Source organism: Microbispora bryophytorum (genome assembly GCF_006874465.1).
Taxonomy (GTDB): Bacteria; Actinomycetota; Actinomycetes; order Streptosporangiales; family Streptosporangiaceae; genus Microbispora; species Microbispora bryophytorum.
Genome location: NZ_VIRL01000011.1, coordinates 148,532 through 172,238 on the forward strand (window position 1 = coordinate 148,532; position 23,707 = coordinate 172,238).

Below are 23,707 nucleotides of genomic sequence, written 5' to 3' on the forward strand. Positions count from 1 at the left end.
CGTGACGGGCATGCGGATCGAGGACTACGCCCTGGTGGGTGACATGCAGTCGGCCGCCCTCGTCGGCCGGGACGGTTCGATCGACTGGTTGTGCCTGCCGCGGTTCGACTCCCCCTCCTGCTTCACCCGGCTGCTCGGCGACGAGCACAACGGCTTCTGGCGCCTGGCCCCCGCCGGACACGAGCAGGCCACGCGCCGCGCGTACGTCGAGGACACGCTCATCCTCGAGACCGTCTGGGAGACGCCCACGGGCGCGGTCAAGGTCATCGACTTCATGCCGCCGCGGCACGCCAACCCCGATCTCGTCCGGATCGTGGAGGGCCTGTCCGGCACCGTGGAGATGACGACGGAGATCCGCATCCGCTTCGACTACGGCCGCATCGTCCCCTGGGTGCGCCGCAGGAACGGGCACCTGCACGCCATCGGCGGCCCCGACTCGGTCTGGATCCACTCACCCGTCCCGCTGCGCGGCGGCGACTACCGGCACGAGGCGACGTTCACCGTCACCGCCGGGCAGCGATTGCCGTTCGTGTTCACCTGGCACCCCTCCCACCAGCCGCAGCCGGAGCGGATCGACCCGCTGGAGCAGCTAGCGGAGACGAGGCTCCTGTGGGAGGAGTGGGTCTCCCGATGCGGTCACCGGGGTCGCTGGCGCGACGCCGTGGTCCGCTCGCTGATCACACTCAAGGCGCTCACCTACAGCCCGACCGGCGGCATCGTGGCCGCGCCGACCACGTCGCTGCCCGAGCACCTGGGCGGGGTGCGCAACTGGGACTACCGCTACTGCTGGCTGCGCGACGCCTCCATGACGCTCGACGCGCTGACCGGCGCCGGTTACGTCGAGGAGGCGGACGCCTGGCGTTCCTGGCTGCTGCGCGCCATCGCCGGCCGCCCCGAGGACGTCCAGGTCCTGTACGGCGTGGCCGGCGAACGCCGCCTGCCGGAGATGACCCTCGACTGGCTGTCGGGCTACGAGAACTCGACGCCGGTGCGGATCGGCAACGGCGCGGCGACCCAGCTCCAGCTCGACATCTACGGGGAGTTCGTCGACGCCCTCTTTCAGGCGCGCAAGCAGGGCATGCCGCCGGACGACCACGCCTGGGCCCTGGTCACGAAGATCATGGAGTTCTTCGAGCACAACTGGGACCAGCCGGACGAGGGACTGTGGGAGGTGCGCGGCCCCCGCCGGCACTTCGTCCACTCCAAGGTTATGGCCTGGGTCGCGGCCGACCGCATGGTCCGTGTCATCGAGGAGCTGGGCCGGAGGGGCGACGTGGAGCGCTGGCGTGCCCTGCGCGACCGCATCCACGCCGAGGTCTGCGACAAGGGCTACGACCCCGAACGCAACACCTTCACCCAGTCCTACGGCTCCCGCGAACTCGACGCCGCCCTGCTGCAGATCCCCATCGTCGGCTTCCTCCCATCCGACGACCCCCGCGTCATCGGCACCGTCGAGGCCATCGAACGCGAACTCATGACCGACGGCTTCGTCCTGCGCTACCCCCTCGCCGAAGACAACCCCGTCGACGGCCTCCCCGGCGGCGAAGGCGCCTTCCTCGCCTGCAGCTTCTGGCTCGCCGAGGCCAGAGCCATGATCGGCCGCCACGACGACGCCGTCGAACTCTTCGAACGCCTCATCGCCCTCACCAACGACGTCGGCCTCCTCGCCGAGGAATACGACCCCAGAACAGGCCGCCAACTCGGCAACTTCCCCCAGGCCTTCACCCACATCCACCTCATCCGCACCGCCCAGGCGCTTGCGGGCTACGCCGGGCAGCGGTAGCCAAGGCTCCTCGCGCACTCACGGAACCCGAGCGACCGATACAGCCGGGTGGGCACCGGATAGGCGTCGTCGCCGCGCGGGCTCACGCCGCCGGCGTCCCAGAGCATGGTGGGCCACTCGTGCTCCCGGCCGGCGTGCCCCCGCACCCGGTTCACGGCTCGCCGGCTACGACTGGCCGGCGATGCGGGCGAGCAGCCGGGCGAACTCCGGCGGCGGCGCGACGACCAGCCGGGTCTGCCCGTCGTGACTGATGAGGTCGGCCTGGATGCGGGTCAGCTTGCCCCGGCGCCACCAGTACACGTGGGGGCTGAGCCCGTCGGTCCGGCCGGCGTGCTCCCGGTGGGCGAAGATGCGCAGGCGCTCGATCGCGCGGACCACGCCGATGCCGGCCACCGGGTGCACCGCGACCATGCCTCGATGCGGCAGCACGGCGAGCGTGCCGTCCTCGGGCACGTCCATGTACGCCGTGAGGCGGCGCAGGTGGGCCGCCGCGCTTGGCGCGGACAGCAGCGAGACCTCGGTCCCCGCGAGGTCGAGCTGCGACACGGTCGGCCGCTCGTCGGTCAGGGCGTTGCCGATCGCCACGTCGAGCGCCTCGGCCGGCGGGATCGGCCAGCAGAAGGCCTCCTCCGGGCGCACCGGACGAGCGCCGATGGTCAGCACCTCGATCAGGTCGGCGCTGAGGTGGCGGCCGATGATCCGGGAGGGGTCGGGGAAGGCGGGGTCGTCCGCGGCGTGGACCCGCGTGCGCAGCAGCGGCTTGATGGGCGTGAGGTTGCAGGCGTCGAACGGCTCGCCCGACACCGCGTGGGCCAGGTGCTCGGAGACCAGCATCGGCCAGTCCTCGCGGGCGCGGCGACCGGCCTCTCTGCGCAGGCCGACGAGGTTCACCGCCCGCTCACGCTCAGGCGAGGTCAGGGTCAGCGACGTGCCGTCGGCCGCGAACGCGCAGGTGTAGCCCATGGTCTCGGCGACCAGGGCCAGCAGGGAGTCGAGATCGACGTCCTCGACGGCTCTCAGAGCGGGATGGTCCGGTCGCGTCCGGCTAAGCAGTCGCCGCAGGAGTCCCAACGCACCATCCCTTCACCACGGCCCGGGCATATCCGGGCGCGTCTCAGGTTGCCGCGTCAGAGTCGCGGAAGGTGCCCGCGACAGAGCACGATTCGGTCACAATAGCCACATTCGTCTCTAACCACATCGCCATCTGTGGTGTGCCATGGCCGACAGGCAGGCCCGCGACGACCGGGACGCCCAGCGGGACCAGGAGTTCCGTCAGCACGGGCAGCGGGTCGCCGCAGTCGACCCACGATCCCAGCACGATGCCCGCCGCGCCGTCGAGACACCCGGCCTGCAGCAGTTGCGTCACCATGCGGTCGATCCGATACGGCTCCTCGGTGACGTCCTCCAGCAGGACGATGCGGTCCCGCGCACGCAGCGCGTACGGCGTGCCGCACAGGGCGGCCAGCAGAGCGAGGTTTCCCCCGGTGAGCCGGCCCTCGGCCCGGCCGGGCACGATCACCCGGTCGCCCGTGACCGGCGCGGGCGTGCCGCCTTCGAACAGGGCCTCGCGCAGGTGGGCGAAGGTGACCGGCTCGGGCCCCTCCGGGTCGCTGATCGTCGCGCCCGCCGGCATCGGCCCGAACAGCGTCGCCAGGCCCAGCCGGTCGGCGAAGGCCCGGTGCAGCGCGGTGATGTCGCTCGACCCGAGCAGGATCTTCGGACCGGCCGCCGTCATGGCGTCCCAGTCGAGCAACCCCAGCAGCCGGGTGGTGCCGTAGCCGCCCCTGGCGCAGATGACCGCCGCCACCCCGGGATCGCACCACGCGTCCTGGAGGTCGGCCGCCCGTGCGGCGTCCGGCCCGGCCAGGTAGCCCTCCCGCGCGAGGATCGACGCCCCGTGCACGACCCGCAGTCCGAGCCCGGACAGGACCTCCGTGCCGCGCTCGAGCCGTACGGGATCGACGGGGCCGGCCGGCGCGACCAGCGCGACGGTGTCGCCGGGCCGCAGCCGCCGGGGCAGGCTCGGGACCGTTACCGAGGCGTCACCGTCCGCCCCGCCGCGGAAGCGCTCGCTCACCCTTCAAAGGGTGTCAGACTTAGCGGTATCTATGCGACCTCCGACGCACATCCTCGTGGTCAACGGTGTCAAGGTCCGTCGTCCGGTGTTCGTTGTCGCGGCGCCGCACTCCGGCGCGGACCTGCTGAGCCGTGCCCTCAAGCGCTCGCCGGGTTTCCACGTGACCATGGGCAGGGGCCCGGTGGCACGGGTCGTCCACGCCTTCGCCAGGAGGCCGTCGATCGCCCGCAGCGGCGGCGCCCCGCAGGTGCTGCGCGACGTGCTGGCCGAGGCGTGGCAGGTGGTGCCGGCGGCGTGCGCGGAGTGCACGGCCACCTGCCGGGAGGCGGGCGGCATCGTCGGCGCGGGGCCGTGCGTCGGGCCGGGCGCGCTGTCTCGCTTCGGCGACGCCAGCCCCGACCTGCTCTACAGCGTGCCGGTGCTGCTGCGGGCGTTCCCCGACGCCCGGCTCATCCAGATCATCCGCGACGGCCGCGACGTCGTTGCCGACATGCTCGCCGACCCCGCCTGCATGACCTGGGTCAAGCCCCACATGCTGAGCGAGGACGCCGAGTTTCCCAACCCGTTCCTCGGCGTGCGCTCGGCCGAGCACCGCGAGCGCTGGGCCGGCATGCCGCCCGCGGGCAAGTGCGCCCTGCGCTGGCGCGGCGCCGTGCGGCTGAGCGCCGCCCTGCGCCGCGAACTGCCCGGCGAGCATCTGCTCACCCTGCGGTACGAGGACATGGTGGCCTCGCCGGGAGAGGCGATCGACGCGGTGTCGTCCTTCCTGGAATCGAAGATCTCCACGATCGCGCTGTACGGCAGGACGATCCCCCGGCCGGGAAGCTGGCGCAGGCGGCTGTCGGCCGAGGACGCCGAACTGGTGGAGAAAGTAACCAGGGACGAGCTCGCCCGCCTCGGCTACCGCTGAGCCGTGTCTCAGGCGCCGCTGACGCCGAGCCGTATCTGAGGCGCCGCTGACGCCGAGCTGTGTGTCAGGCCAGGCGTCTCGGGTGCGCCTCAGGCGCCGCCCGGGCCGGAGCCGGTGAACTGCGTGCGGTACAGCTCGGCGTAGGCGCCGGCCCGCTCCAGCAACTCCTCGTGCCGGCCGCGTTCGACGACCCGGCCGTCGTCGACCACCAGGATCGTGTCGGCCTCGCGGATGGTCGACAGCCGGTGGGCGATCACCAGCGACGTCCTCCCCCGCAGGGCGGTCTTGAGCGCCTGCTGCACCGCGGCCTCGGACTCCGAGTCCAGATGGGCGGTCGCCTCGTCCAGCACCACCACCCGCGGCGCCTTCAGCAGGAGCCGCGCCAGCGCGATGCGCTGCTTCTCCCCTCCCGACAGCCGGTAGCCGCGGTCGCCGACGACCGTCTCCAGTTCCTCCGGCAGGTTCTTCACCAGGTCGGCGATCTGGGCCGCGCGCAGGGCCTCCCAGATCTCCTCGTCGGTCGCCTCGGGACGGGCGTAGCGGAGGTTGCTGCCGATCGTGTCGTGGAACAGGTGGGCGTCCTGCATGACCACTCCCACCGTGTCCCTGATGCCGTCCAGGGTGGCGTCGCGGACGTCGACGCCGTTGATCCGGACGGCCCCCTCGTCCACGTCGTACAGCCGGGACACCAGTGAGGTGATGGTCGTCTTGCCCGCGCCCGAGTGACCGACGAGCGCCACCAGCTCGCCCGGGTGCGCGGTGAACGACACGCCCTTGAGCACCTCCTGCGAGGGCCCGGTGTCCGGGCGGGCCACCGACTCCAGCGACGCCAGCGAGACATCGGAGGCGGCCGGGTAGCGGAAGCGGACGTCGTCGAACTCGATCGTGACCGGTCCTTCGGGGATCGGTCCCGCGTCCGGCTTCTCGGCCACCATCGGCTTGAGGTCGAGCACCTCGAAGACGCGGTCGAAGCTCACCAGCGCGGTCATCACGTCCACGTGGACGTTCGACAGGCTGGTCAGCGGGCCGTAGAGCCGCATCAGCAGGGACGACTGGGCGACCAGGGTGCCGAGCGCGAAGGCCCCGGAGATCGCGAGCACGCCGCCGAGACCGTAGACGAGGGCGGTCGCCAGCGCGGCGACCAGGCCGAGCGCGATGCGGAACACCGCGCCGTACATGGCGACGATCACGCCCACGTCGCGGACCCGTCCCGCGCGGTCCGCGAAGTGGGCCGCCTCGTCGTCCGGCCTGCCGTACAGCTTGGCGACCATGGCGCCGGCCACGTTGAACCGCTCGGTCATCACCGAGCTCATCTCGGCGTCGAGCTGCATCTGCTCGCGGGTCAGCGTGGACATTCGGCGGCCGACCCACTTCGCCGGGAAGACGAAGATCGGCAACAGGACCAGCGCGACCAGCGTGACCTGCCACGACAGCACGAGCATGGTGACGAGCACCATGACCAGGCTGATGACGTTGGACACCACCGACGACAGCGTGCTGGTGAGGGCGCGCTGCGCCCCGATGACGTCGGTGTTCAGCCGGGACACCAGCGCGCCGGTCTGGGCGCGCATGAAGAACGCGACCGGCATCCGCTGCACGTGGTCGAAGACCTCGGTGCGCAGGTTGTAGATCAGGCCCTCGCCGATCCGGGCGGAATACCACCGCTGGAGCAGGCCGAGCCCGGCGTCCAGCACCGCCAGCCCCCCGATCACCACGGCGAGCCACATCACGACGTCGACCCGCCCAGGGGTGATGCCGTAGTCGATGATCGCCTTCATCAACAGCGGGTTGGCGACCACGATGACCGCGTCGACCATGACCAGCGCGAGGAAACCGGCGATCTGTGTGCGGAACGGCCGGGCGTATCCGGCGATGCGCCGGACGGTCCCCGGCGCGATCCGCTCCTTCGTCACGGAGCTGTCACGCCGTAAGGACCGCATCACCTGAAGGCCGTAGCCCCCGTTCATCATCGACATATGTCGTACATCCTCCCAGCCGTGCAGCAGTGAGAGGACTCCCCCGATTCCCCGGTCAGCTCGAAGCGAACAGCATTTGTCCGTCCGACTCCGGCAGCACCTATCCGTTCGCCCCGAACAGCGCCCGGATGCGCACCACCTGCTCGGCCCGCTCGGCGGCCGCCTGCTCCTCCAGTGTGCGTCCCGGCGCGGCCTGCAGCAGCCGCTTCGTGGCGGCCGCGGCGGCGCGGTCGGTCCCCAGCAGCGCCGCGGCCAGGTCCTCTACGGCCTGGGCCAGCTCGGACGCGGGCACCGCGATCTCGGCCAGACCGAGGCGTACGGCCTCGGCGGCACCAACGGTACGCGCGGTCAGGCACATCTCGATGGCCCGGGGAACCCCCACGATGTCGGCCAGGGGCTTGGTCCCGGTCAGGTCGGGAACCAGCCCCAGCGCGGGCTCTTTCATGCAGAACTTCACATCGTCCGCGACGACACGCAGGTCGCACGCGAGTGCGAGCTGGAAGCCCGCCCCGATCGCGTGGCCCTGCACGGCCGCGATCGACACGATCTCCGGCCTGCGCAGCCACAGAAAACCCTTCTGAGCCTCGGCGATGCGCTGCTCGAACTCGGTGTCGGCGAGCGCCGCGGCGCTCGCGAACGATTCCTGTCCGGGCACCCCCTCGGGCGTGAACATGCGCAGGTCGATCCCGGCTGAGAAGGACGGCCCCTCGCCTCTGACCACGACCACTCTCACCTGCTCCGGAAGGGTCTCCCCGATCCGGGCCAGGGCCGACCATGTCGCGAACGTCTGAGCGTTGCGCTTGTCCGGCCGGTCCAAAGTGACGGTCGCGATCTCGCCGTCCACCTCGAAACGCAGTCCGACCCCGGCCGGCGCGGCCGCCGAGATCGTCGACGCATCGGAGCCGTCGCCCGTCACACGGGCGTGCTCCGGATATCCCCCCATTGCCGCTTCCGCCATGCCCCGCTCCTGCTTCAGTGCGGAAGACGTCGCCTCGCACGGCCGGTCCGGTGCGGCGCACCGTCCGTGCCGGGCGTCCGCCCTCCTGTTCATCTCGCGGTCGCGCCCGAGCTTACCGAATATCGTTCTGGCTGATCGGACACGACCGCCCCTCCTGCAGGAACGAGCGGCTGCGGTCGCGCGTCTTGAGGTGGATCTCTAGCGCTTGGACTTGCCCCGGGTCGCGCCGCCGCGCCCGCGCAGAGTCACCCCGGACTCGCTCAGGATGCGGTGGATGAACCCGTACGAGCGGCCGGTGGAAGCAGCCAGGGCGCGGATGCTCTCACCCGCGGAATAGCGCTTCTTGAGATCGGCGGCCAGCTTTTCCCGGTCGGCCCCGGTCACCCGGGTGCCCTTCTTCAGAGTCTCGGCCACGAGTACCTCCTGTAGTGCCAGACTTCCGCAGCGTTACTTCAGCCCATGATCAGTCATTTCGACGGGATCGGCTACCTACTCCGCGGGAAAAGATCCCTACCCGCTCAAATTAAGATCAGGCAAGCGCCACAAGATCGGAAAATTCGTCACTCCATGCGTCTTCTACTCCGTCTGGCAACAGAATCACCCTATCGGGCTGCAGCGCCTCCACGGCCCCCTCGTCGTGCGTGACCAGCACGATCGCGCCCGTGTAGGAGCCGAGGGCCGCCAGCACCTGATCGCGGGAGGCCGGATCGAGGTTGTTGGTGGGCTCGTCGAGCAGCAGCACGTTGGCGCTCGACAGCACCAGCGTCGCGAGGGCGAGACGGGTCTTCTCGCCGCCGGAAAGGACCCCGGCGGGCTTGTCCACGTCGTCGCCGGTGAACAGGAACGACCCCAGCACCTTGCGCAGGTCGACGTCGGCCAGGTCGGGCCCGGCCGAGCGCATGTTCTCCAGGACCGTACGCCCGGGGTCGAGCGTCTCGTGCTCCTGCGCGTAGTAGCCGAGCTTGAGCCCGTGACCGGGCATCACCTCGCCCGTGTCGGGCTTCTCGATGCCCCCGAACAGCCGCAGCAGGGTGGTCTTGCCCGCGCCGTTCAGGCCCAGGATGACGATCCGCGAGCCCCGGTCGACCGCGGCGTCGACGTCGGTGAACACCTCCAGCGAGCCGTACGACTTGGACAGGCCGCGGGCCGTCAGCGGGGTCTTCCCGCAGGGTGCGGGGTCGGGGAAGCGCAGCTTGGCGACGCGGTCGGAGCGCCGCTCGCCCTCGACGCCGGACAGCAGCCGCCGGGCGCGCCGCTCCATGTCCTGGGCCGCCTTGGCCTTGGTGGCCTTCGCCCGCATGCGGTCGGCCTGGGTCAGCAGGGCCGACGCCTGCCGCTCGGCGTTGGCCCGCTCACGCTTGCGCCGCTTCTCGTCGGTCTCCCGCTGGGCGAGGTAGGCCTTCCAGCCGACGTTGTAGGTGTCGATCACGCAGCGGTTCGCGTCGAGGTGGAGCACCCGGTTTACCGTCGCTTCAAGAAGGTTCACATCATGGCTGATGATCACCAAGCCGCCCTGGTGCGAGCGCAAAAACTCACGAAGCCAGCCGATCGAGTCCGCATCGAGGTGGTTTGTCGGCTCGTCAAGCAGGAGAGTCTCCGCTCCGGAGAACAAAATCCGGGCAAGTTCCACCCGCCGTCGCTGGCCGCCGGACAGGGTCTGCAGCGGCTGGCCGAGGACGCGGTCGGGCAGCCCGAGGCTGGAGGCGATCGAGGCCGCCTCCGACTCCGCCGCGTAGCCTCCGAGGACGTGCAGGCGGTCCTCCAGGCGGCCGTAGGCGCGCACCGCGCGGTCGCGTACGCGCTGGTCGTCGGACGCCATCCCGGCCTCGGCCTCGCGCAGCTCGCGGAGCACCTCGTCGAGGCCGCGGGCCGCCAGGATGCGGTCGCGCGCCAGCACGCTCAGGTCGCCGGTGCGGGGGTCCTGCGGCAGGTAGCCCACGCTGCCGGAGATCGTGACCGTGCCCGCGGCGGACAGGCCCTCTCCCGCCAGGACCTTGGTGAGGGTGGTCTTGCCGGCTCCGTTGCGGCCCACCAGGCCGATCTTGTCGCCCGGGTTCACCCGGAACGAGGCGCCCTCGATGAGCAGGCGCGAGCCGGCGCGAAGTTCGATGTCGGTAGCGATGATCATGGTTAAGGGGACACTCCCGTAGGTGATGAGGTCGGCGTCGGCACCGGGAGCGATCAGTCGGGAGCGCGCATGGGCTCAAGTGTAGTGCCGCCGTGTCCACCGCCGTCTGCGGTGAAACCCCGCCCTCGCTCCGCCGCCGCCCCGCCGCCGCACGGCCGGTCAGGGGTCGATCAGGCGGATCCGTACGGCGCGGAACAACGCGGGGGCGCCCTCCAGGACCGCCAGCCGGGGATCGGGGACGGTGAGGAAGGGGCCGGTCTCCAGGGCGAACAGCGGCGCGAGGCGCCGGTCGCGCCTGATCTCGTCGATCGAGCGCCGGTCCCCGCCGAGGACGACGGCCTCCAGGTCCGCGAGCCTCGGCAGGAGGACGCGGGCGGCCACCTCGGCGGCGGCCCCCAGCGCCTCGGCCGACTGCTTGTCCCTGCGCCGCGCGAAGCGCTGCTGCGACCACCCGCCGGCCGCGCTGCGCCCGTGGACCTGGCGCGAGCCGACCTTGCCCGTGACGAGGCGGGCGCCGGTGAAGACGCCGGCGGCGTGCCCGCCGAGCCGGGCCAGCAGCACGCCGACGGTCCGCTCACGGCGCACGTGGGCCACCAGCGCCGCCGCGGGCGGGGGCAGGCGCGGCTCGTCCTCGTGCCCACCGTCACCTTCACCGTCGCGGGAGGGGCGCAGCGGCGGGAACGGCATGTGGCACTCGGCGATCGCGCCGTCGGCGGCGTCGAGACGGACCAGGTCGGGCAGGACGACGGCCTCGATCGTGCCGTGCCGCCCGGCGAAGCTCGCGATCCATCGGGCGAGCCTCTCAGGGGCGACCGAGATCCATCTGCCGCCTCCAGCGGCGGGCCCTGCCGTCATGGCTGATCAGCCTACTCGTGCCCCGTCTGTAGGATTCCGTCCAACTGACGAGGAAATATAGGTGAATTTCCCCCCGTAGACGGCAAGTGCGGGGATTGGGCGTCCCACAATTCAATTGTGTCGCTCCCCTCCCCTCCGACGGCGCCGCTCGCCGCGGCTTCGCAACGCACCCCGGCGTCCGGTCCGGCCCCGGCGACCCCGTTCCCCCGGGACAGCGTGCGAGAACACGGCCCCGCGGACATGACGGGGGACCACGACCCGGCCACCATGGTGCGCAGATACACCCCGGCGGCGGCCGCCCCGCCATACGACCAGCGCGTGTACCCGCCCGAGGGTCACCAGCCCGGCCTCCCCGGCCCGGCCACTCCGCGCTTCCTCCCGGTGGTCGACCTCGACACCGGCGGCGCCGTGGCCATCGAGGTGACCGCCGAGCGGGCCTCCTCCGGCGGCCCGGGTGGCCCGGGCGTCGCGGGCGTCGCGGGCACGGTGAACGGCCTGCTGGCCGCCGCCCGCGAGGAGGCCCTGCTGCCGCTGGTCCTGCCGATCTCCGCCGCCGCCGTCGCCGGGGGCACGGCCGGCCTCGCACCCCTGCACGAGGCCATGCGCGTGTGCAACCGGCGTCCCCGCGAGGTCATCCTCGTGATCGAGGGCGATCCCGGGCCCGTGGAGCGCACGGCCCTGCTGTCCGGGATCGACGGCCTGCGCGCGGTGGGCTACCTCATCGCGTTCGGCGGGGTCGGCACCACCGCGCTGCCGCTCGACCTGCTCGCCGACGCCTCGCCGTACGTGATCGCGCTGTCCTCCGACCTGGTGAGGCGGGGGCCACGCGACCCCCGGCGCGGCGCGCTCGCGGAATCGCTGGTCCGGCTCGCGCGCGGCGTCGGCGCGCACGTGCTCGCCCCGGGCGTGCGGGACGAGACGGAGCTGGCGGCCATACGCGGCTGGGGCATCAGGCTCACGCAGGGCCCCCTGCTCGCGCCGTCCGACTGGCGGCCCTCCCACGGCTACAACCGTGTCCACGTGCCGCTGCCGGTGCCGGAGGCGGCCGCGGTCACCGCGTCGCTGGGCCCCAGGGTGCAGGAGCTCCTGCTTCCCGCGGTGACGCTGCCGGCCGGGTCGACGGCCGAGGAGGTGGTCGCCGTGCTGAGCGCCGAGCCCTCGATCACGAGCGTGATCCTGGTGGACGAATACCAGCGGCCGCAGGGCAGCATCGACCGCAGCCGGTTCCTGCTCTTCATGGCCGGGGCGTACGGCCACGCGCTGCACGCGAAGAAGTCCGCCGCCCGTCTGGCGGACACCGCGAAGATCGTGGCGAAGACGACCCCGGTGATCGCGGCCATGCAGGTGGCGGGGCAGGACAACGCCCGCGTGTACGACGACCTCGTGGTGGTCGACGAAGTCGGCAGGTGCATGGGCGTGGTGCGGGTCGGCGACCTGCTGCGACACGCCGCCGCCCTCCAGGCGCAGCCGGCCCGCTGAGCCCGCCTCGCCGGTCAGAGCCAGCCCTGCGCCTGGGCCTTCTGGACCGCCTCGATCCGGTTGCGCGCATCGGTCTTGTGGATGGCCGCCGAGAGGTAGTTGCGCACCGTGCCCTCCGACAGGTGCAGCCGCAGCGAGATGTCGTTGATCGTGGAGCCGTCCGCGGCCGCGGACAGCACGTCGCGCTCGCGTGTCGACAGCGGGTTCGGCCCGGCGCTGAGCGCGGCAGCGGCCAGACCCGGGTCGATCACGCGCTCGCCCCGCAGCACCCGCCTGATCGCGGCGGCCAGTTCGCTCGCGGGACTGTCCTTCACCAGGAAGGCCACCGCCCCGGCCTCCATCGCGCGGCGTAGGTAACCGGGCCTGCCGAACGTCGTGAGGATCACCACCCGGCACCCGGGGACCCGGCGGCGCAGCTCCTGCGCGGCGGAGATTCCGTCCCTGCCGGGCATCTCGATGTCGAGCAGCGCGATGTCCGGCCGGGTCGCCTCGGCGACGGCGATCACCTCGTCCCCGTCCGCCGCCTCTCCGACCACCTCGATGTCGGGCTCCAGGCCGAGCAGGGAGGCGAGCGCTCCCCGCACCATGCTCTGGTCCTCCGCCAGTACGACCCTGATCACTCGCCCAACCTATCCGCGATCAGCTCCGCCGTACGGCCCAGGGGCGGCGGAACCGCGACCCGCACCCTGAACCCCCACTTGCCGGCCTCGACCTCCAGGCTCCCGCCCGCCGCACGCACCCGCTCGCCGAGCCCGGTGAGGCCGTTGCCCGGCTCGTACGCGCCGCCGCCGTTGTCGGCGATCTCCAGCACCGCGCCCTCCTCGCCGTACACCACGTCGATCTCGCAGTGGGTGGCCCCGGAGTGCCGGACGACGTTGGTGGTGGCCTCGCGTACGGCCCAGGCGAACAGGCCGTCGAGGTCCTCGGGCAGCGGGGTGCCGCGGGTGCGCACGGTGAGGGCGACGCCGGCGGCGCCCAGCGCCGACCTGGCGCCGTCGATCTCCTCCGACAGGCGGCGCCGGCGGTATCCGCTGACGGCCTCGCGCACCTGGGCCAGCGCCTGCCGCGCCACCGACTCGATGTCGGCCACCTCCCCGGCCGCCTTCGGCGAGCCCTGCTCGCCCAGGCGGCGGGCCAGCTCGCTCTTGAGCACGATGAGCGAGAGGCTGTGTCCCAGCAGGTCGTGCAGGTCTCGGGCGATCCGCAGCCGCTCCTCCGTGGCGGCCAGCCTGGCGACCTCGCTCTGCGCCTGCCTGAGCTGGACGACGAGGACGCGAGTGTTGCGGACGCTCATGAACAGCACGCCGAGTGTGGCGATCTGCAGCACGAGCGCCCACACCGTGCCGTCGTCGGCGCCCATGAGCTTGCCCTCGGCGACGACGAGCACGGCCATGGTCGCGAGACCCAGCAGGGCGCGGCGGGGCGGCAGACCCATCGCATAGACGACCACCAGGTAGACCGGCAGGGCCAGCCAGGAAGTGCTCTGGAAGATCAACGGGAAGACGGCCCCCATCACCGTCGCGACGCCGAGCAGGGGGAACATCCACCTTGGATGGTGCTCGAGATCGCGCGGCCCCAGCACGACCGCCAGGTAGACGGCCACGAAGGCCGCGAGCGAGACCATCCACCAGACCGCCCGCGCGCCGCTCACCGTGCCGTCGGTCACCTCGGACACCGGGTAGAAGAGGTAGGTCAGACCCAGCGACATGCCCATCAGGCGCCTCAGGCGGAGGGGACGGTCGTCCATCCCGCCGAAGGTGAACACGCTGGCCAGCCGGCTCATCTCTCTGTCCCTCCGAACGTGGCGGATATCAGGCGCGCACCGTGGCGCCGTGTCCGATCAGGCGCGCACCGTGGCGCCGTGTCCGATCAGGCGCGCACCGTGGCACGACGGTAGGCGACGAGTGCCAGCGCCACCAGGGCCACCCCCCAGGCGAGGATGCCGGCCGCGTCGGCCGCGTGCGGGGCCTCGCCCGCCGCGATCTGCCATCCCACGCGCGCGTAGTCGTACGACGGGGTCACGTGGGCGATGCTCTTCATGGCCGCGGGCATCATGCTCTCGGGGAACCAGAGCCCGCCGAGCAGGGCCAGCCCGAACATGCCGATCATCGCGACGGGCTGCGCGGTGTCCGGCGGCAGCAGGGACCCGATCGCCAGGCCCAGCGCGGCGAAGGGGATCGTGCCTGCCCACATCGCCAGGATCAGCTCCACCCACTGCAACGGCGGCAGCGAGACGTGCTGGGTCAGCACCGCGGCCAGGCCGACCAGCAGCAGCGACGGCAGCACCAGCAGCATCGAGGAGGCCAGCTTCGTCAGGATGATCGCCCGGCCCGGCAGCGGAGTGATCTGGAGCTGCCGCAGCCAGCCGCTGTGCCGCTCCTGCGACCAGGGCACGGCCGTCGACATCATGGCGGCGGCCAGCGCGCCGTACGCGGCCATCGAGACCATCAGCAGGACGCTGCCGCGCAGCCCGGTCGCCTGGTCGGACTCCGCCCCCCAGAGGTTGGAGTAGAGGAGGTAGAACCCGACGGGGAAGGCGACCACGAAGATGATGTAGCGCTTGTTGCGCAGCATCCGCAGCATTTCGACCTTGATGTAGTGCCGCATCGTCAGGCCTCCTTGGTGAGGGCGAGGAAGGCGTCCTCCAGGTCGGCCCCGTGGACCTGGAGGTCGCGGATGTCGAGGGTGGTCTTGCGATACAGGGCGGCGACGGTGGCGTCGAGGTCGGTGGTGCGCAGCGTGACCCGGCCGCCCTGGAGTTCCACGCCGGTCGTGCCGGGCAGGGCGTCGAGCCCGGCGACCGGCTGGTCGCCCAGCAGGAAGCTCACCGCCTGGCCGGCGACCCCGGCCTTGATCTCGGCGGCGCTGCCGTCGGCGACGACCCGGCCGCGGGCGATCACGACGACCCGGTCGGCGTTCTCGTCGGCCTCCTCCAGATAGTGGGTGGCGAACAGGATCGTCCGGCCCCCTGCGGCGTACGCCCGCATGTTGTCCCAGAACGTACGGCGGGACTCGACGTCCATGGCCGCGGTGGGCTCGTCGAGCAACAGCAGCCTCGGCCCGCCCGCGACGGCCAGCGCGAACCGGACCCGCTGGGTCTGGCCGCCGGACAGCCGGTCGGCCCGCCGCCGGGCGAGTTCGGTGAGGTCGGCGAGCCGGAGGATCTCCTCCAGCGGCAGCGGACGCGGGTAGAGCCGCCGGACGAAGTCCACGGTCTCGGCCACGGTCAGCTCGGGGATCAGCGCGCCCTCCTGGAGCATCGCGCCGATCTCCCCGTTGGCGACCGCCGTCTCCGGCGCCTCGCCGAAGACCCGGATCTCGCCGGAGCTGGGCCGCAGCAGGCCCAGCAGCATGTTGAGCGAGGTGGACTTCCCGGCCCCGTTCGGCCCGAGGAGGGCGACCGTGGCGCCGGCCGGGATCTCCAGGTCGAGGCCGTCGACCGCGAGCACGTCCCCGTATCTCTTGGTGACGTCGGTGAAGGCGATGGCGTTCATGCCCTCACGGTAGGGATCGGGCGGGTCCGGTCATCAGTGCCGCGTCTCCGGCCTTCGCGGTGACATTTGTCATCCACGGGCCCCGGGGGTCAGGCCGCCTCGGCACTGAGGGTCGGCGCCACGGGACGGCGGGCCGCCAGGCGTGCGGGGAGGGCGGTGAGCGCCGCCGTCGCCAGGAGGACCGCGAGCGCGGCGGAGATCATCCAGGACATGGGAGGCGCGGTCGTCTCCCCGGCGCTGAACAGCCAGTACACGAAGACGCCCAGGGGTACGCCGGCGACGGCGCCGAGCAGGGCGGGCAGAAGCTGGGCGGTGGACAGCCCCGCGCAGACCTGCCCCGGGGTGGCGCCGAGCGTACGCGCGACGGCCATGTTCACCCGGGCCTCCGTCGCGGTGGTCCAGGTGAGCGCGAGGGTGTTCACGGCGGCGAGCGCGATCAGCAGGACGGTGACCGCCAGCAGCAGCCGGCGGTCGTGGACGTCTCGCAGGTTGGGCAGGGCGGAGGAGCCCAGGCCGTACTCCCGCGCGGGCTGGGCGTGGACGGCCAGCAAGGCGACGACCGCGATCAGCGTGGTGGCCGTGGAACACGCCTGCAGCACGGCGCGGCCGGGCCGCCGTGCGGTCAGCCGTAGCCCGAGCAGAAGCGGGGCGGGCAGCAGCCCGGACAGCGCAGTCAGCAGGGGGTGGTGACGGGGGCGGCGGGCGGCGCCGCCCAGTGCGGTGACGGTCGCGGTGCGCAGTGCGCGCAGCGTGGGACGCAGGGTGGACAGCCCCGCCACCGCCACGGCGAGAGCGGTCGTCGCGACGACGGTGGCTCCGGCCGGGCCGGCGACGTCGCCGATCCGGCTGGCGGTGGGGCTCGCGATGGCGGGCTCGGCCAGGCGGGCGAGCACCAGACCCAGCGCTTCGGCCAGCAGCGCCAGCGCCAGATATTCGGTGAGCAGGACCGCGGCGATCAGGCCGGGGCCGGCGCCGACGGCCTTGAGCAGTCCCGCCCGCCGTGACTGCTCCCCGGCGCGTCCCGCGGCCAGAGCCGCCACTCCGGTGACGGCCAGGAACCCGAGCAGCCAGCTGCCGACGACCAGGATCGGCTGACTGTCGCGGAGCATGACGGCGTCCTGCTCGGCCTTGAACTGCCAGGTGTGGAAGGTGACCCTGACGGTGGGGTGGTGGTGGGCGTCGACGAAGGCCTGGGTGGCGTCGGGGTCGCGCAGCTTGAGGTCCATGGCCGTGGTCACCGGCAGATCGTTTCCGGCGGCCAGTGCGCGGGCGTCCGATCGGGTGAGCCAGGCCAGTCCGGTCGGGTCGCTGGGGCCGCCGCCAGGGCCGATCTGCGCCGCCCACGGATAGATGGAGGTGGCCGCGGTGACGGCGATTCCGACGACGGGGTACGCGCGGCCCTCGATGGTCACCCGGTCGCCGACGCGCACACCGAGCGCGGCGGCGAAACCCCGTTCGAGCACCGCGCCGCCGGAACGCACCCAGCGGCCCGAGGTCACCAGCGGGCGGTCGACCGCGCCGGGCTTGTTCGCGGCGCCGTGCACCACCACCTTGGAGGTGGCGTCGCCCGCGACGAGAGTGGCGTAGACGATGCGGTAGGGACCGTTGTGGGCGACGACCTCGGGGGCGCGCGCCAGCGAGGTCAGGGTGGGGGCGACGGCGGGACCGGGATCGGGGGCGAGCGCCACCACGTCGGGGCCGGCGGTGGCCTCCCGGGTCTGCTGGTACAAGGCCTGGCTCACCCCCTGCAGCGACAGGCCCAGGGCGTAGGCGGCGGTGGCCACGGTCACCGCGAGCAGGAGCATCGCGGCCTGGGCCCGGTGCCGGCGGATGTCGGCCAGGACGAGCCGGAACACGATCACGGCGCTGCCCATCGCGGTCAGCCGTCCAGCCCGATCAGGCCGCCGAGCCACCCGGTGCCGGTGCCGGCCAGCCGGGTGTCGTCGACGAACATCCCGTCGCGCATGGACACGAGCCGGTCCGCGGTGGCCGCGACTCGCTCGTCGTGCGTGACGATCACGAGGGTCTGCCCCGCGGAGCGCAGTTCCTCGAAGATCCTCAGCACGTCGTGCGTCGCCGCGGTGTCGAGGTTTCCGGTCGGCTCGTCGGCCAGGACGACCAAGGGATCGTTGGCCAGCGCGCGGGCGATGGCGACCCGCTGGCGTTGTCCGCCGGACAGCTGCGAAGGCAGATGCCGGGCGCGGCCGGTGAGCCCGACCCGCTCCAGCAGCAGGCTCGCGCGCCGCCTCGCCTCGCGCCGTGAGCGCCCGGCCAGCAACGCGGGCAACTCCACGTTCTCGGCCGCCGACAGCTCCTCCATGAGGTGGAAGGCCTGGAAGACGAATCCCACCGACCGGCGCCGCAGCCGCGCCAGAGCCCGCTCGCTCAGAGTGTCGACGCGCCGCCCGGCCAGCCACACCTCCCCGTCGGTCGGCCGCTCAAGGCCGCCCAGTAGATGCAGCAGAGTCGACTTCCCGCAGCCGCTGGGCCCCATCACCGCCAGCGTCTGCCCTTCGGGGACCTCCAGGTCGACCGCGTCGACCGCGCGGACCCGGCTCCGTCCCTCGCCGTGCTCCTTCACCAGGCCGCGAACCCCGATCAGCGCGTTCATGCATCCTCAGCTTCGTCGTCGACCGCGGACACCGGGGACCAGGCCCGCTCACAGGCCTCCAGCCAGCGCAGGTCAGCCTGCAGCCGCAGCACGACCCCCTCCAGCAGCAGGACGGCGGCAGAGCCCTCCGGCTCGGCCAGAGCGGCGTGCTGCGCCTCACGCAGACGGCGCAGCAGCTCACGGCGCTGCGCCGCCACGAGCTCGACCGGGTCGGCGAGCCTGGCCGCGGCCGCCACAACGAGCTTGAGATGAAACTCCGCCAGGTCCGGTTTCGGCCAGCCCACCTCGGTCAGCCAGGCGGCCACCCGCTCCTGCCCGGCCGGCGTCAGCGCGTAGACCTTCCGCTCCGGCCGCTCGGGCAGGCCGCTCGCCCGCTCGGAGACGATGAGCCCGGCCTTCTCCAGCCGGGTCAAGGTCACGTAGATCTGGCCGGGGTTCATCGACTCGCCGAGCGGGCCGAGACTGCGCCGCAGCCGGGCACGCAGGTCGTACCCGTGCGACGGCTCTTTGGCGAGCATCGCCAGCACCGCGTCCTGCATGCGACCCCCTCTAACGGTTATCCAATGGATAGCGGTTAGCCATTAGAAGTGTCAAACGGTCCCCGCCCGGGACCTCCCGCACAGGGAGGCCACGGGTTCACGCGTGGAACCGAGTGGAAACGAAGGGACGGACAGGCGGGCGGAGACGGCCGCCACCGCCCGGCCGGAAGGCGCGGGCGGCTCCCCGGCCCCGCCGGGTGACCTCACCCGGCCGGCTCGGCGGCTCAGAGGCGGCAGGTCAGAGGCGGCGGCTCAGACGCGGCAGGTCAGAGGCGGCAGGTCAGAGGCGGCAGGCGAAGATGGCGGTGACGAGGATCGCCTTGGCGCCGATCTCCCAGAGCTGGTCCATCACCAACTGGTGGCCCTTACGCGGGACCATCGCCCGCACGGCCACCCAGCCCTCGCGGTGGAGCGGGGAGACGGTCGGCCCCTCCATGCCGGGGGTGATGGCGATGGCCTCGTCGATGCGCTCGGCCCGGATGTCGTAATCGATCATCACGAAGTCGCGAGCCACGATCACGCCCTGCAGACGGCGGATGAGCTGCTGGAACCCGTTGGCCTCGGGGGCGCCGGCCCGCTTGATCAAGATGGCCTCGGAGTGCGCGATCGGGTCGCCGAACACCTCAAGGCCGACGTTGCGCAGCGTCGTGCCGGTCTCCACCACATCGGCGACCGCGTCGGCGACGCCGAGCCTGATCGCCGTCTCGACCGCGCCGTCGAGCTTGATGACCCGGGCGTCCACGCCCTGGTCTGCGAGGTACTTGCCGAGCAGCCCGGGGTAGGAGGTGGCGATGCGCAGCCCGGACAGGCCGGCGACGCCGGAGTAGGCGCCCGGCGTGGAGGCGAAGCGGAACGTCGACTGGCCGAATCCGAGGGGCACGACCTCCTCGGCCGGGGCGCCGGAGTCGAACAGCATGTCGCGCCCGGTGATTCCGGCGTCCAGGGTGCCCTCGCCGACGTAGACGGCGATGTCGCGCGGGCGGAGGAAGAACAGCTCACAGGAGTTCTCGGAGTCGACGAGCACGAGTTCCTTGCTGTCCCTGCGCCGGCGGTAGCCCGCCTCCTTCAGCATGGTCTGGGCGGCCTCGGAGAGCGCGCCCTTGTTCGGTACGGCGATGCGCAGCATGAGTGGAAGATCCTTTCGGGAAGAACGAGGTCGTTGGTCGATCTGCGGCCGCCGCGGCGGCTACAGATGCTTGTAGACCTCGTCCAGCCCGATTCCACGCGCCAGCATCAGGACCTGGACGTGGTAGAGCAGCTGCGAGATCTCCTCGGCCGCCCGGTCCGCCGACTCGTGCTCGGCCGCCATCCAGCTCTCCGCGGCCTCTTCGACGACCTTCTTGCCGATGGCATGGACGCCGGCGTCCAGGGCGGCCACGGTGCCGGACCCCGCGGGCCGGGTGCGCGCCTTCTCTGCCAGCTCGGCGTACAGCTCTTCGAAGGTCTTCATGGTCTCTCTCAGGTCGTGGGCCTGCGCGTTCAGGGTATCGGCCCCAGGGTAGTCGCGGGGGGCGGGCCGCCGCGCCCCGCGTCCACCCTGCGAGATCGGCACCTGCCCGGACGCGGCGGGATCAGGGGTCAGCCGAGGATCTTCCTGGCCAGCCTGAGCTGCTCCAGCGCCTGCTGGGACTCCCCGCCCTCGTGGCCGTTGAACGGCCAGACCGTGATGTCCTTGGGGCCGGCGTAGTGGTTGTAGGCCCCGAACACGGTCGAGGCCGGGGTGACGCCGTCGCGCAGGGCGACGGAGAACCGGGCGGGCGTGCGGGCCCGCGCCGCGAAGTGCAGGCCGTCGAAGTAGTCGAGGGTCGCGAAGATGTCCTCGACCCGGGTCCTGTGGATCCCGCAGAACCGGCCCAGCTCGCCGTACGGGTCCTCGTCGGTGATCTCGACCGCGCGCCGGATGTCGCACATGAACGGCACGTTGACGAACGCGTAGGCGAGGTCCGGCACGAGCGCGGCGGCGGCCAGCGCCATGCCGCCGCCCTGGCTGCCGCCGGTCACCACGACCCGCCCGGCGTCCACCAGGGGATGCGACCTGGCCGCCTCGACCGCACGCACGACGTCGGTGTAGAGCCGCCGGTAGTAGTAGTCGTCCCGGTCGAACACCCCCTGGGTGAGCTTGCCGGGGATCTGCGCGCCGTTGCCGCCCACCGGGTCGGGTGTGTCGCCCGAGCGCCAGGTGCCGCCCTGCCCACGGGTGTCCATCACGAACGTCGCGTATCCGGCGGCCGGCCACAGCAGCCAGTCGTGCGGCCGGCCGCGGCCGCCGCCGTACCCGATGAACTCCATCACGCACGGCAGCGGGCCCGACGCGCCCGCGGGCGCGATGAACCACCCCTTGATCGGATGCCCGCCGAACCCCGCGAACGTCACGTCGGCCACGTCAACCAGCGCGAGGTCGGCCTCGTACGGCTCGAAGACGGGGTTCAGGTCGTGCACACGCGCCTCGGCGAGCGTGCGGTCCCAGAAGGCGTCGAAGTCGGCGGGCTCCCGGCGCTCGGGCAGGTACGCACGCAGCTGGTCGAGGGGCAGATCGACGAACATGGGGGCTCCCGTGAAGTGGTGGGCCTGGCTCGTGTTACGCCGCAAGGTTACACAAGTGCCTTGTTTCAGACTTCTGACCCGGTTAAGGGCCATCCACTCGATCCACCTCATCACCGTTCACCCAGTTGAACTGGGGCAACATGCCCCGTACGGCGCGGCCTCCGAACCGGCAGGATGAAACAGCCTCTAGAAACTGATCCGGTTTAGTGCCGGTCTCTGCGCGAATTCGACGCGCGGCGGGATGCGCCGGCGCTACTACACCCGCGGGATCGCGCTGAGCGGTCTGAGGGGCTGACCTGGGGGGCTGATCTGGGCGGCTGACCTGAAGGGCCGAACGGCAAAGCCGGCCCCCCACATGCCACCGGGCCGCCCGTACGGACGGCCCGGTGGAAGTGGTGCTCAAGACGATGTGGCGAGGAGGACTCAGCGGCCGGTGAAGCGGCTTCCGCGCCCGCGGCGCCCGCTGTAACCTCCGCGGCCGCCCTGGCCGCCGTCGCCGCCGTAACCTCCGCGGCCGGCCTGGCTTCCGTATTCGGCCTGACCGCCGCCCTGGCTCCCGTACCCGGCCTGACCGTGCCCGGCCTGACCGCCGCCCTGGCTCCCGAATCCGGCCTGACCGTGCCCGGCCTGGCCGCTGTGCCCGCCCGCGCGGCCACGGCGGTGGCCGGCGCCGGGCTCGGTGCGGCTGTCGCCGCGATGACGCTCCCCGTTGTGCCGTCGGCGGCCGGGCGCCCGGTCGTCCCGCGCGGGCCGCAGCGGCCTGCGCACGTCGGGCTCCCACACCGGCACGGCCGCGCCGCTCGGCCGCCGGGCCCCGGCGATCTCGGCCAGGACCGGGTCGCCCGGCGTCACCCGGTGACGGGACGGGGTCACCCCCGCCTTACGGGTCATCGAGTCGGTGGCGCGGCGCTCGCTCGGCAGGACCAGCGTCAGCACCACGCCGCGCTCGCCCGCGCGGGCCGTACGGCCGCCCCGGTGCAGATAGCTCTTGTGGTCGGCCGGCGGGTCCACGTGCAGCACGAGGCTCACGTCGTCGACGTGGATGCCGCGGGCGGCGACGTCCGTGCAGACGAGCACCCCGATGGTGCCCTCGCGGAACCCGTCGAGGATGCGGGTGCGCTGGTTCTGCCGCTTGCCGCCGTGCAGACCGCCCGCGCGGACCCCCGACCGGGCGAGCTGCTTCACTACGCGGTCCACGCCGTGCTGGGTACGCACGAACATGATCGTACGGCCGGCCCGGTTGGCGATCTCCGCCGTCACGTCCGCCTTGTCGTCGCGGTGCACCTGGAGCAGATGGTGCTCCATCGTCTCCACGGAGGAGGTGGCCGGGTCCAGGGAGTGGATCACCGGGTCGGTCAGGAAGCGCTTGACGAGCGTGTCCACGTCGCCGTCGAGCGTCGCGGAGAACAGCAGGCGCTGCCCGTCCGCGGGCGTGCGGGCAAGAAGCGCGCTGACCACGGGCAGGAACCCGAGGTCGCACATGTGGTCGGCCTCGTCAAGGACGGTGATCTGGACGTCGTCCAGCGCGCACTCGCCCTGCTCGATGAGGTCGACGAGGCGGCCGGGCGTGGCGACGACGAGGTCGACCCCCCGGCGCAGGTCCTCGATCTGGCGGCCCATGGACATGCCGCCGACGACCGTGCGGGTGCGCAGCGACAGCCCGCGGCCGAGCGGTTCGAGGGCGTCGGCCACCTGCAGGGCCAGTTCACGGGTGGGCACCAGGACGAGGGCCCGGGGCCGTCCGGGGCGTGCCTTCTCCCCCGCGATCCTGGTCAGGGTCGGCAGGCCGAAGGCGAGCGTCTTGCCGGAGCCGGTCTGGCCCCGGCCGAGGACGTCGTGCCCGGCGAGGATGTCGGGAATGGCCGCCCGCTGGATGGGGAACGGCGCGTTGATGCCCTGCCGGGTCAGCCCCGCCACGAGCGGCTTGGGCAGACCCAGCAGTGCGAACTCGGCGCGGGTCTCGGTGCCCTCACCGAGGTCAAGCATGGTCACGAAATCGTGCCTTTCGTAGAAAGAAACGTGCCGGAACACGTGGGCGCGTCACTTCTGCGAAAGGACGAGCCTGAACACATACGGCAGCCGAGCCGTACCGATCGGGGCGCCGCGGGCCGGAGATTGAAGCGGCCTGCGCCCGGGTGATGCCGTGAGCGCGTCCCGCAGAAGTGGAGGCCGCCGGGTGGCGGCATCCCACGGACGCCCGACACTCACGTCGCGCAAAGCGAAGCAAAGAACAACTGTACGGCATTCCCGCACCGCTACGGCGGTTCCGCGGAGGGAAGGCGGCGAATGCGCCGCGTCGAGAGCATCATGTCACGAGCACCGCGTCCTGAAAGCCACGTCGCGAAAGCCGCGT

At 72.2% G+C, this 23,707-nt stretch carries 22 protein-coding genes; 3 read left to right on the plus strand and 19 right to left on the minus strand.

The window, feature by feature from the left end; all coding sequences use genetic code 11:
- Positions 1 to 10: 10 nt before the first annotated feature.
- Positions 11 to 1,783 carry a glycoside hydrolase family 15 protein gene (locus FLX07_RS20600; RefSeq protein WP_142572449.1) on the plus strand — a complete coding sequence of 591 codons (1,773 nt, stop codon included), beginning with the start codon at positions 11 to 13 and terminating at the stop codon, positions 1,781 to 1,783.
- Here the strand turns inward: FLX07_RS20600 and FLX07_RS36560 are convergent.
- The 3 genes from FLX07_RS36560 to FLX07_RS20610 are packed head-to-tail and all read right to left on the minus strand — an operon-like array spanning position 1,765 to position 3,860.
- The gene (locus tag FLX07_RS36560) at positions 1,765 to 1,938 is read right to left on the minus strand and encodes a hypothetical protein (protein ID WP_167748326.1); all 174 of its coding nucleotides are present in this window, start codon (positions 1,936 to 1,938) and stop codon (positions 1,765 to 1,767) included. The genes FLX07_RS20600 and FLX07_RS36560 overlap by 19 nt on opposite strands.
- Before the next feature lie 10 nt (positions 1,939 to 1,948).
- Positions 1,949 to 2,854 carry a hypothetical protein gene (locus FLX07_RS20605; RefSeq protein WP_223853910.1) on the minus strand — a complete coding sequence of 302 codons (906 nt, stop codon included), beginning with the start codon at positions 2,852 to 2,854 and terminating at the stop codon, positions 1,949 to 1,951.
- 43 nt (positions 2,855 to 2,897) lie between these two features.
- Positions 2,898 to 3,860, minus strand: a complete 963-nt coding sequence (locus FLX07_RS20610; RefSeq protein ID WP_142572450.1) for a S66 peptidase family protein — start codon at positions 3,858 to 3,860, stop codon at positions 2,898 to 2,900.
- Between the two features lie 31 nt (positions 3,861 to 3,891).
- Between FLX07_RS20610 and FLX07_RS20615 the strand changes: the two genes are divergently transcribed.
- Positions 3,892 to 4,770: a sulfotransferase family protein gene (locus FLX07_RS20615; protein ID WP_142572451.1), complete on the plus strand. Its 879-nt coding sequence runs from the start codon at positions 3,892 to 3,894 to the stop codon at positions 4,768 to 4,770.
- A gap of 89 nt (positions 4,771 to 4,859) precedes the next feature.
- Here the strand turns inward: FLX07_RS20615 and FLX07_RS20620 are convergent, their stop codons facing one another.
- The 5 genes from FLX07_RS20620 to FLX07_RS20640 form a co-directional block, all read right to left on the minus strand.
- The gene (locus FLX07_RS20620) at positions 4,860 to 6,746 is read right to left on the minus strand and encodes an ABC transporter ATP-binding protein (protein ID WP_142572452.1); all 1,887 of its coding nucleotides are present in this window, start codon (positions 6,744 to 6,746) and stop codon (positions 4,860 to 4,862) included.
- 100 nt (positions 6,747 to 6,846) lie between these two features.
- The gene (locus tag FLX07_RS20625) at positions 6,847 to 7,704 is read right to left on the minus strand and encodes an enoyl-CoA hydratase/isomerase family protein (protein ID WP_223853909.1); all 858 of its coding nucleotides are present in this window, start codon (positions 7,702 to 7,704) and stop codon (positions 6,847 to 6,849) included.
- Positions 7,705 to 7,902: 198 nt separating this feature from the next.
- A complete protein-coding gene (locus FLX07_RS20630) occupies positions 7,903 to 8,118 on the minus strand; it encodes a helix-turn-helix domain-containing protein (RefSeq protein ID WP_030507271.1) in 216 nt (71 codons plus the stop codon).
- 115 nt (positions 8,119 to 8,233) lie between these two features.
- Positions 8,234 to 9,832, minus strand: coding sequence for an ABC-F family ATP-binding cassette domain-containing protein (locus FLX07_RS20635; protein WP_142572453.1), 1,599 nt, complete (start codon positions 9,830 to 9,832; stop codon positions 8,234 to 8,236).
- A 159-nt stretch (positions 9,833 to 9,991) separates the two neighbouring features.
- Entirely contained in the window at positions 9,992 to 10,687 is a 696-nt protein-coding gene (locus tag FLX07_RS20640) for an acVLRF1 family peptidyl-tRNA hydrolase (RefSeq protein WP_142572454.1), read from the minus strand.
- 240 nt (positions 10,688 to 10,927) lie between these two features.
- On the opposite strand from FLX07_RS20640, the gene FLX07_RS20645 reads away from it, so the two are divergent.
- Positions 10,928 to 12,166, plus strand: coding sequence for an EAL domain-containing protein (locus FLX07_RS20645; RefSeq protein WP_263407676.1), 1,239 nt, complete (start codon positions 10,928 to 10,930; stop codon positions 12,164 to 12,166).
- A gap of 14 nt (positions 12,167 to 12,180) precedes the next feature.
- Here the strand turns inward: FLX07_RS20645 and FLX07_RS20650 are convergent, their stop codons facing one another.
- The 11 genes from FLX07_RS20650 to FLX07_RS20700 all read right to left on the minus strand — a co-directional run bounded on the left by FLX07_RS20650 (position 12,181) and on the right by FLX07_RS20700 (position 23,340).
- The gene (locus tag FLX07_RS20650; RefSeq protein ID WP_142572455.1) at positions 12,181 to 12,786 is read right to left on the minus strand and encodes a response regulator transcription factor; all 606 of its coding nucleotides are present in this window, start codon (positions 12,784 to 12,786) and stop codon (positions 12,181 to 12,183) included.
- Positions 12,783 to 13,949, minus strand: coding sequence for a sensor histidine kinase (locus FLX07_RS20655; RefSeq protein ID WP_142572456.1), 1,167 nt, complete (start codon positions 13,947 to 13,949; stop codon positions 12,783 to 12,785). The genes FLX07_RS20650 and FLX07_RS20655 overlap by 4 nt, the downstream gene beginning before the upstream one ends.
- A gap of 86 nt (positions 13,950 to 14,035) precedes the next feature.
- Positions 14,036 to 14,773 carry an ABC transporter permease gene (locus tag FLX07_RS20660; RefSeq protein ID WP_142572457.1) on the minus strand — a complete coding sequence of 246 codons (738 nt, stop codon included), beginning with the start codon at positions 14,771 to 14,773 and terminating at the stop codon, positions 14,036 to 14,038.
- 2 nt (positions 14,774 to 14,775) lie between these two features.
- Complete coding sequence (locus FLX07_RS20665; protein WP_142572458.1) at positions 14,776 to 15,660, minus strand: ABC transporter ATP-binding protein; 885 nt, start codon at positions 15,658 to 15,660, stop codon at positions 14,776 to 14,778.
- An 89-nt stretch (positions 15,661 to 15,749) separates the two neighbouring features.
- The gene (locus FLX07_RS20670; protein ID WP_142572459.1) at positions 15,750 to 17,534 is read right to left on the minus strand and encodes an FtsX-like permease family protein; all 1,785 of its coding nucleotides are present in this window, start codon (positions 17,532 to 17,534) and stop codon (positions 15,750 to 15,752) included.
- Positions 17,535 to 17,539: 5 nt separating this feature from the next.
- Positions 17,540 to 18,271, minus strand: coding sequence for an ABC transporter ATP-binding protein (locus tag FLX07_RS20675; RefSeq protein WP_142572460.1), 732 nt, complete (start codon positions 18,269 to 18,271; stop codon positions 17,540 to 17,542).
- On the minus strand, positions 18,268 to 18,810 hold the full coding sequence (locus FLX07_RS20680; RefSeq protein ID WP_142572461.1) for a PadR family transcriptional regulator: 543 nt from the start codon (positions 18,808 to 18,810) through the stop codon (positions 18,268 to 18,270). The genes FLX07_RS20675 and FLX07_RS20680 overlap by 4 nt, the downstream gene beginning before the upstream one ends.
- Positions 18,811 to 19,090: 280 nt before the next feature.
- Positions 19,091 to 19,936 carry an ATP phosphoribosyltransferase gene (gene hisG, locus FLX07_RS20685; protein ID WP_142572462.1) on the minus strand — a complete coding sequence of 282 codons (846 nt, stop codon included), beginning with the start codon at positions 19,934 to 19,936 and terminating at the stop codon, positions 19,091 to 19,093.
- A gap of 60 nt (positions 19,937 to 19,996) precedes the next feature.
- The gene (locus tag FLX07_RS20690; protein WP_030507281.1) at positions 19,997 to 20,260 is read right to left on the minus strand and encodes a phosphoribosyl-ATP diphosphatase; all 264 of its coding nucleotides are present in this window, start codon (positions 20,258 to 20,260) and stop codon (positions 19,997 to 19,999) included.
- Positions 20,261 to 20,388: 128 nt separating this feature from the next.
- Entirely contained in the window at positions 20,389 to 21,354 is a 966-nt protein-coding gene (locus FLX07_RS20695; protein WP_142572463.1) for an acetylxylan esterase, read from the minus strand.
- Between the two features lie 423 nt (positions 21,355 to 21,777).
- Complete coding sequence (locus tag FLX07_RS20700) at positions 21,778 to 23,340, minus strand: DEAD/DEAH box helicase (RefSeq protein ID WP_142572539.1); 1,563 nt, start codon at positions 23,338 to 23,340, stop codon at positions 21,778 to 21,780.
- Positions 23,341 to 23,707: the final 367 nt, after the last annotated feature.

Bases quoted from the DNA above. Each gene is read 5' to 3' on its own strand.
- FLX07_RS20695 (WP_142572463.1), bottom strand. From the start codon at position 21,354: ATGTTCGTCGATCTGCCCCTCGACCAGCTGCGTGCGTACCTGCCCGAG.
- hisG (WP_142572462.1), bottom strand. From the start codon at position 19,936: ATGCTGCGCATCGCCGTACCGAACAAGGGCGCGCTCTCCGAGGCCGCC.
- FLX07_RS20670 (WP_142572459.1), bottom strand. From the start codon at position 17,534: ATGGGCAGCGCCGTGATCGTGTTCCGGCTCGTCCTGGCCGACATCCGC.
- FLX07_RS20600 (WP_142572449.1), top strand. From the start codon at position 11: ATGCGGATCGAGGACTACGCCCTGGTGGGTGACATGCAGTCGGCCGCC.
- FLX07_RS20620 (WP_142572452.1), bottom strand. From the start codon at position 6,746: ATGTCGATGATGAACGGGGGCTACGGCCTTCAGGTGATGCGGTCCTTA.
- FLX07_RS20665 (WP_142572458.1), bottom strand. From the start codon at position 15,660: ATGAACGCCATCGCCTTCACCGACGTCACCAAGAGATACGGGGACGTG.
- FLX07_RS20690 (WP_030507281.1), bottom strand. From the start codon at position 20,260: ATGAAGACCTTCGAAGAGCTGTACGCCGAGCTGGCAGAGAAGGCGCGC.
- FLX07_RS20655 (WP_142572456.1), bottom strand. From the start codon at position 13,949: ATGAGCCGGCTGGCCAGCGTGTTCACCTTCGGCGGGATGGACGACCGT.
- FLX07_RS20615 (WP_142572451.1), top strand. From the start codon at position 3,892: ATGCGACCTCCGACGCACATCCTCGTGGTCAACGGTGTCAAGGTCCGT.
- FLX07_RS20680 (WP_142572461.1), bottom strand. From the start codon at position 18,810: ATGCAGGACGCGGTGCTGGCGATGCTCGCCAAAGAGCCGTCGCACGGG.
- FLX07_RS20660 (WP_142572457.1), bottom strand. From the start codon at position 14,773: ATGCGGCACTACATCAAGGTCGAAATGCTGCGGATGCTGCGCAACAAG.
- FLX07_RS20700 (WP_142572539.1), bottom strand. From the start codon at position 23,340: ATGCTTGACCTCGGTGAGGGCACCGAGACCCGCGCCGAGTTCGCACTG.
- FLX07_RS20640 (WP_142572454.1), bottom strand. From the start codon at position 10,687: ATGACGGCAGGGCCCGCCGCTGGAGGCGGCAGATGGATCTCGGTCGCC.
- FLX07_RS20625 (WP_223853909.1), bottom strand. From the start codon at position 7,704: ATGGCGGAAGCGGCAATGGGGGGATATCCGGAGCACGCCCGTGTGACG.
- FLX07_RS20675 (WP_142572460.1), bottom strand. From the start codon at position 18,271: ATGAACGCGCTGATCGGGGTTCGCGGCCTGGTGAAGGAGCACGGCGAG.
- FLX07_RS20645 (WP_263407676.1), top strand. From the start codon at position 10,928: ATGACGGGGGACCACGACCCGGCCACCATGGTGCGCAGATACACCCCG.
- FLX07_RS20635 (WP_142572453.1), bottom strand. From the start codon at position 9,832: ATGATCATCGCTACCGACATCGAACTTCGCGCCGGCTCGCGCCTGCTC.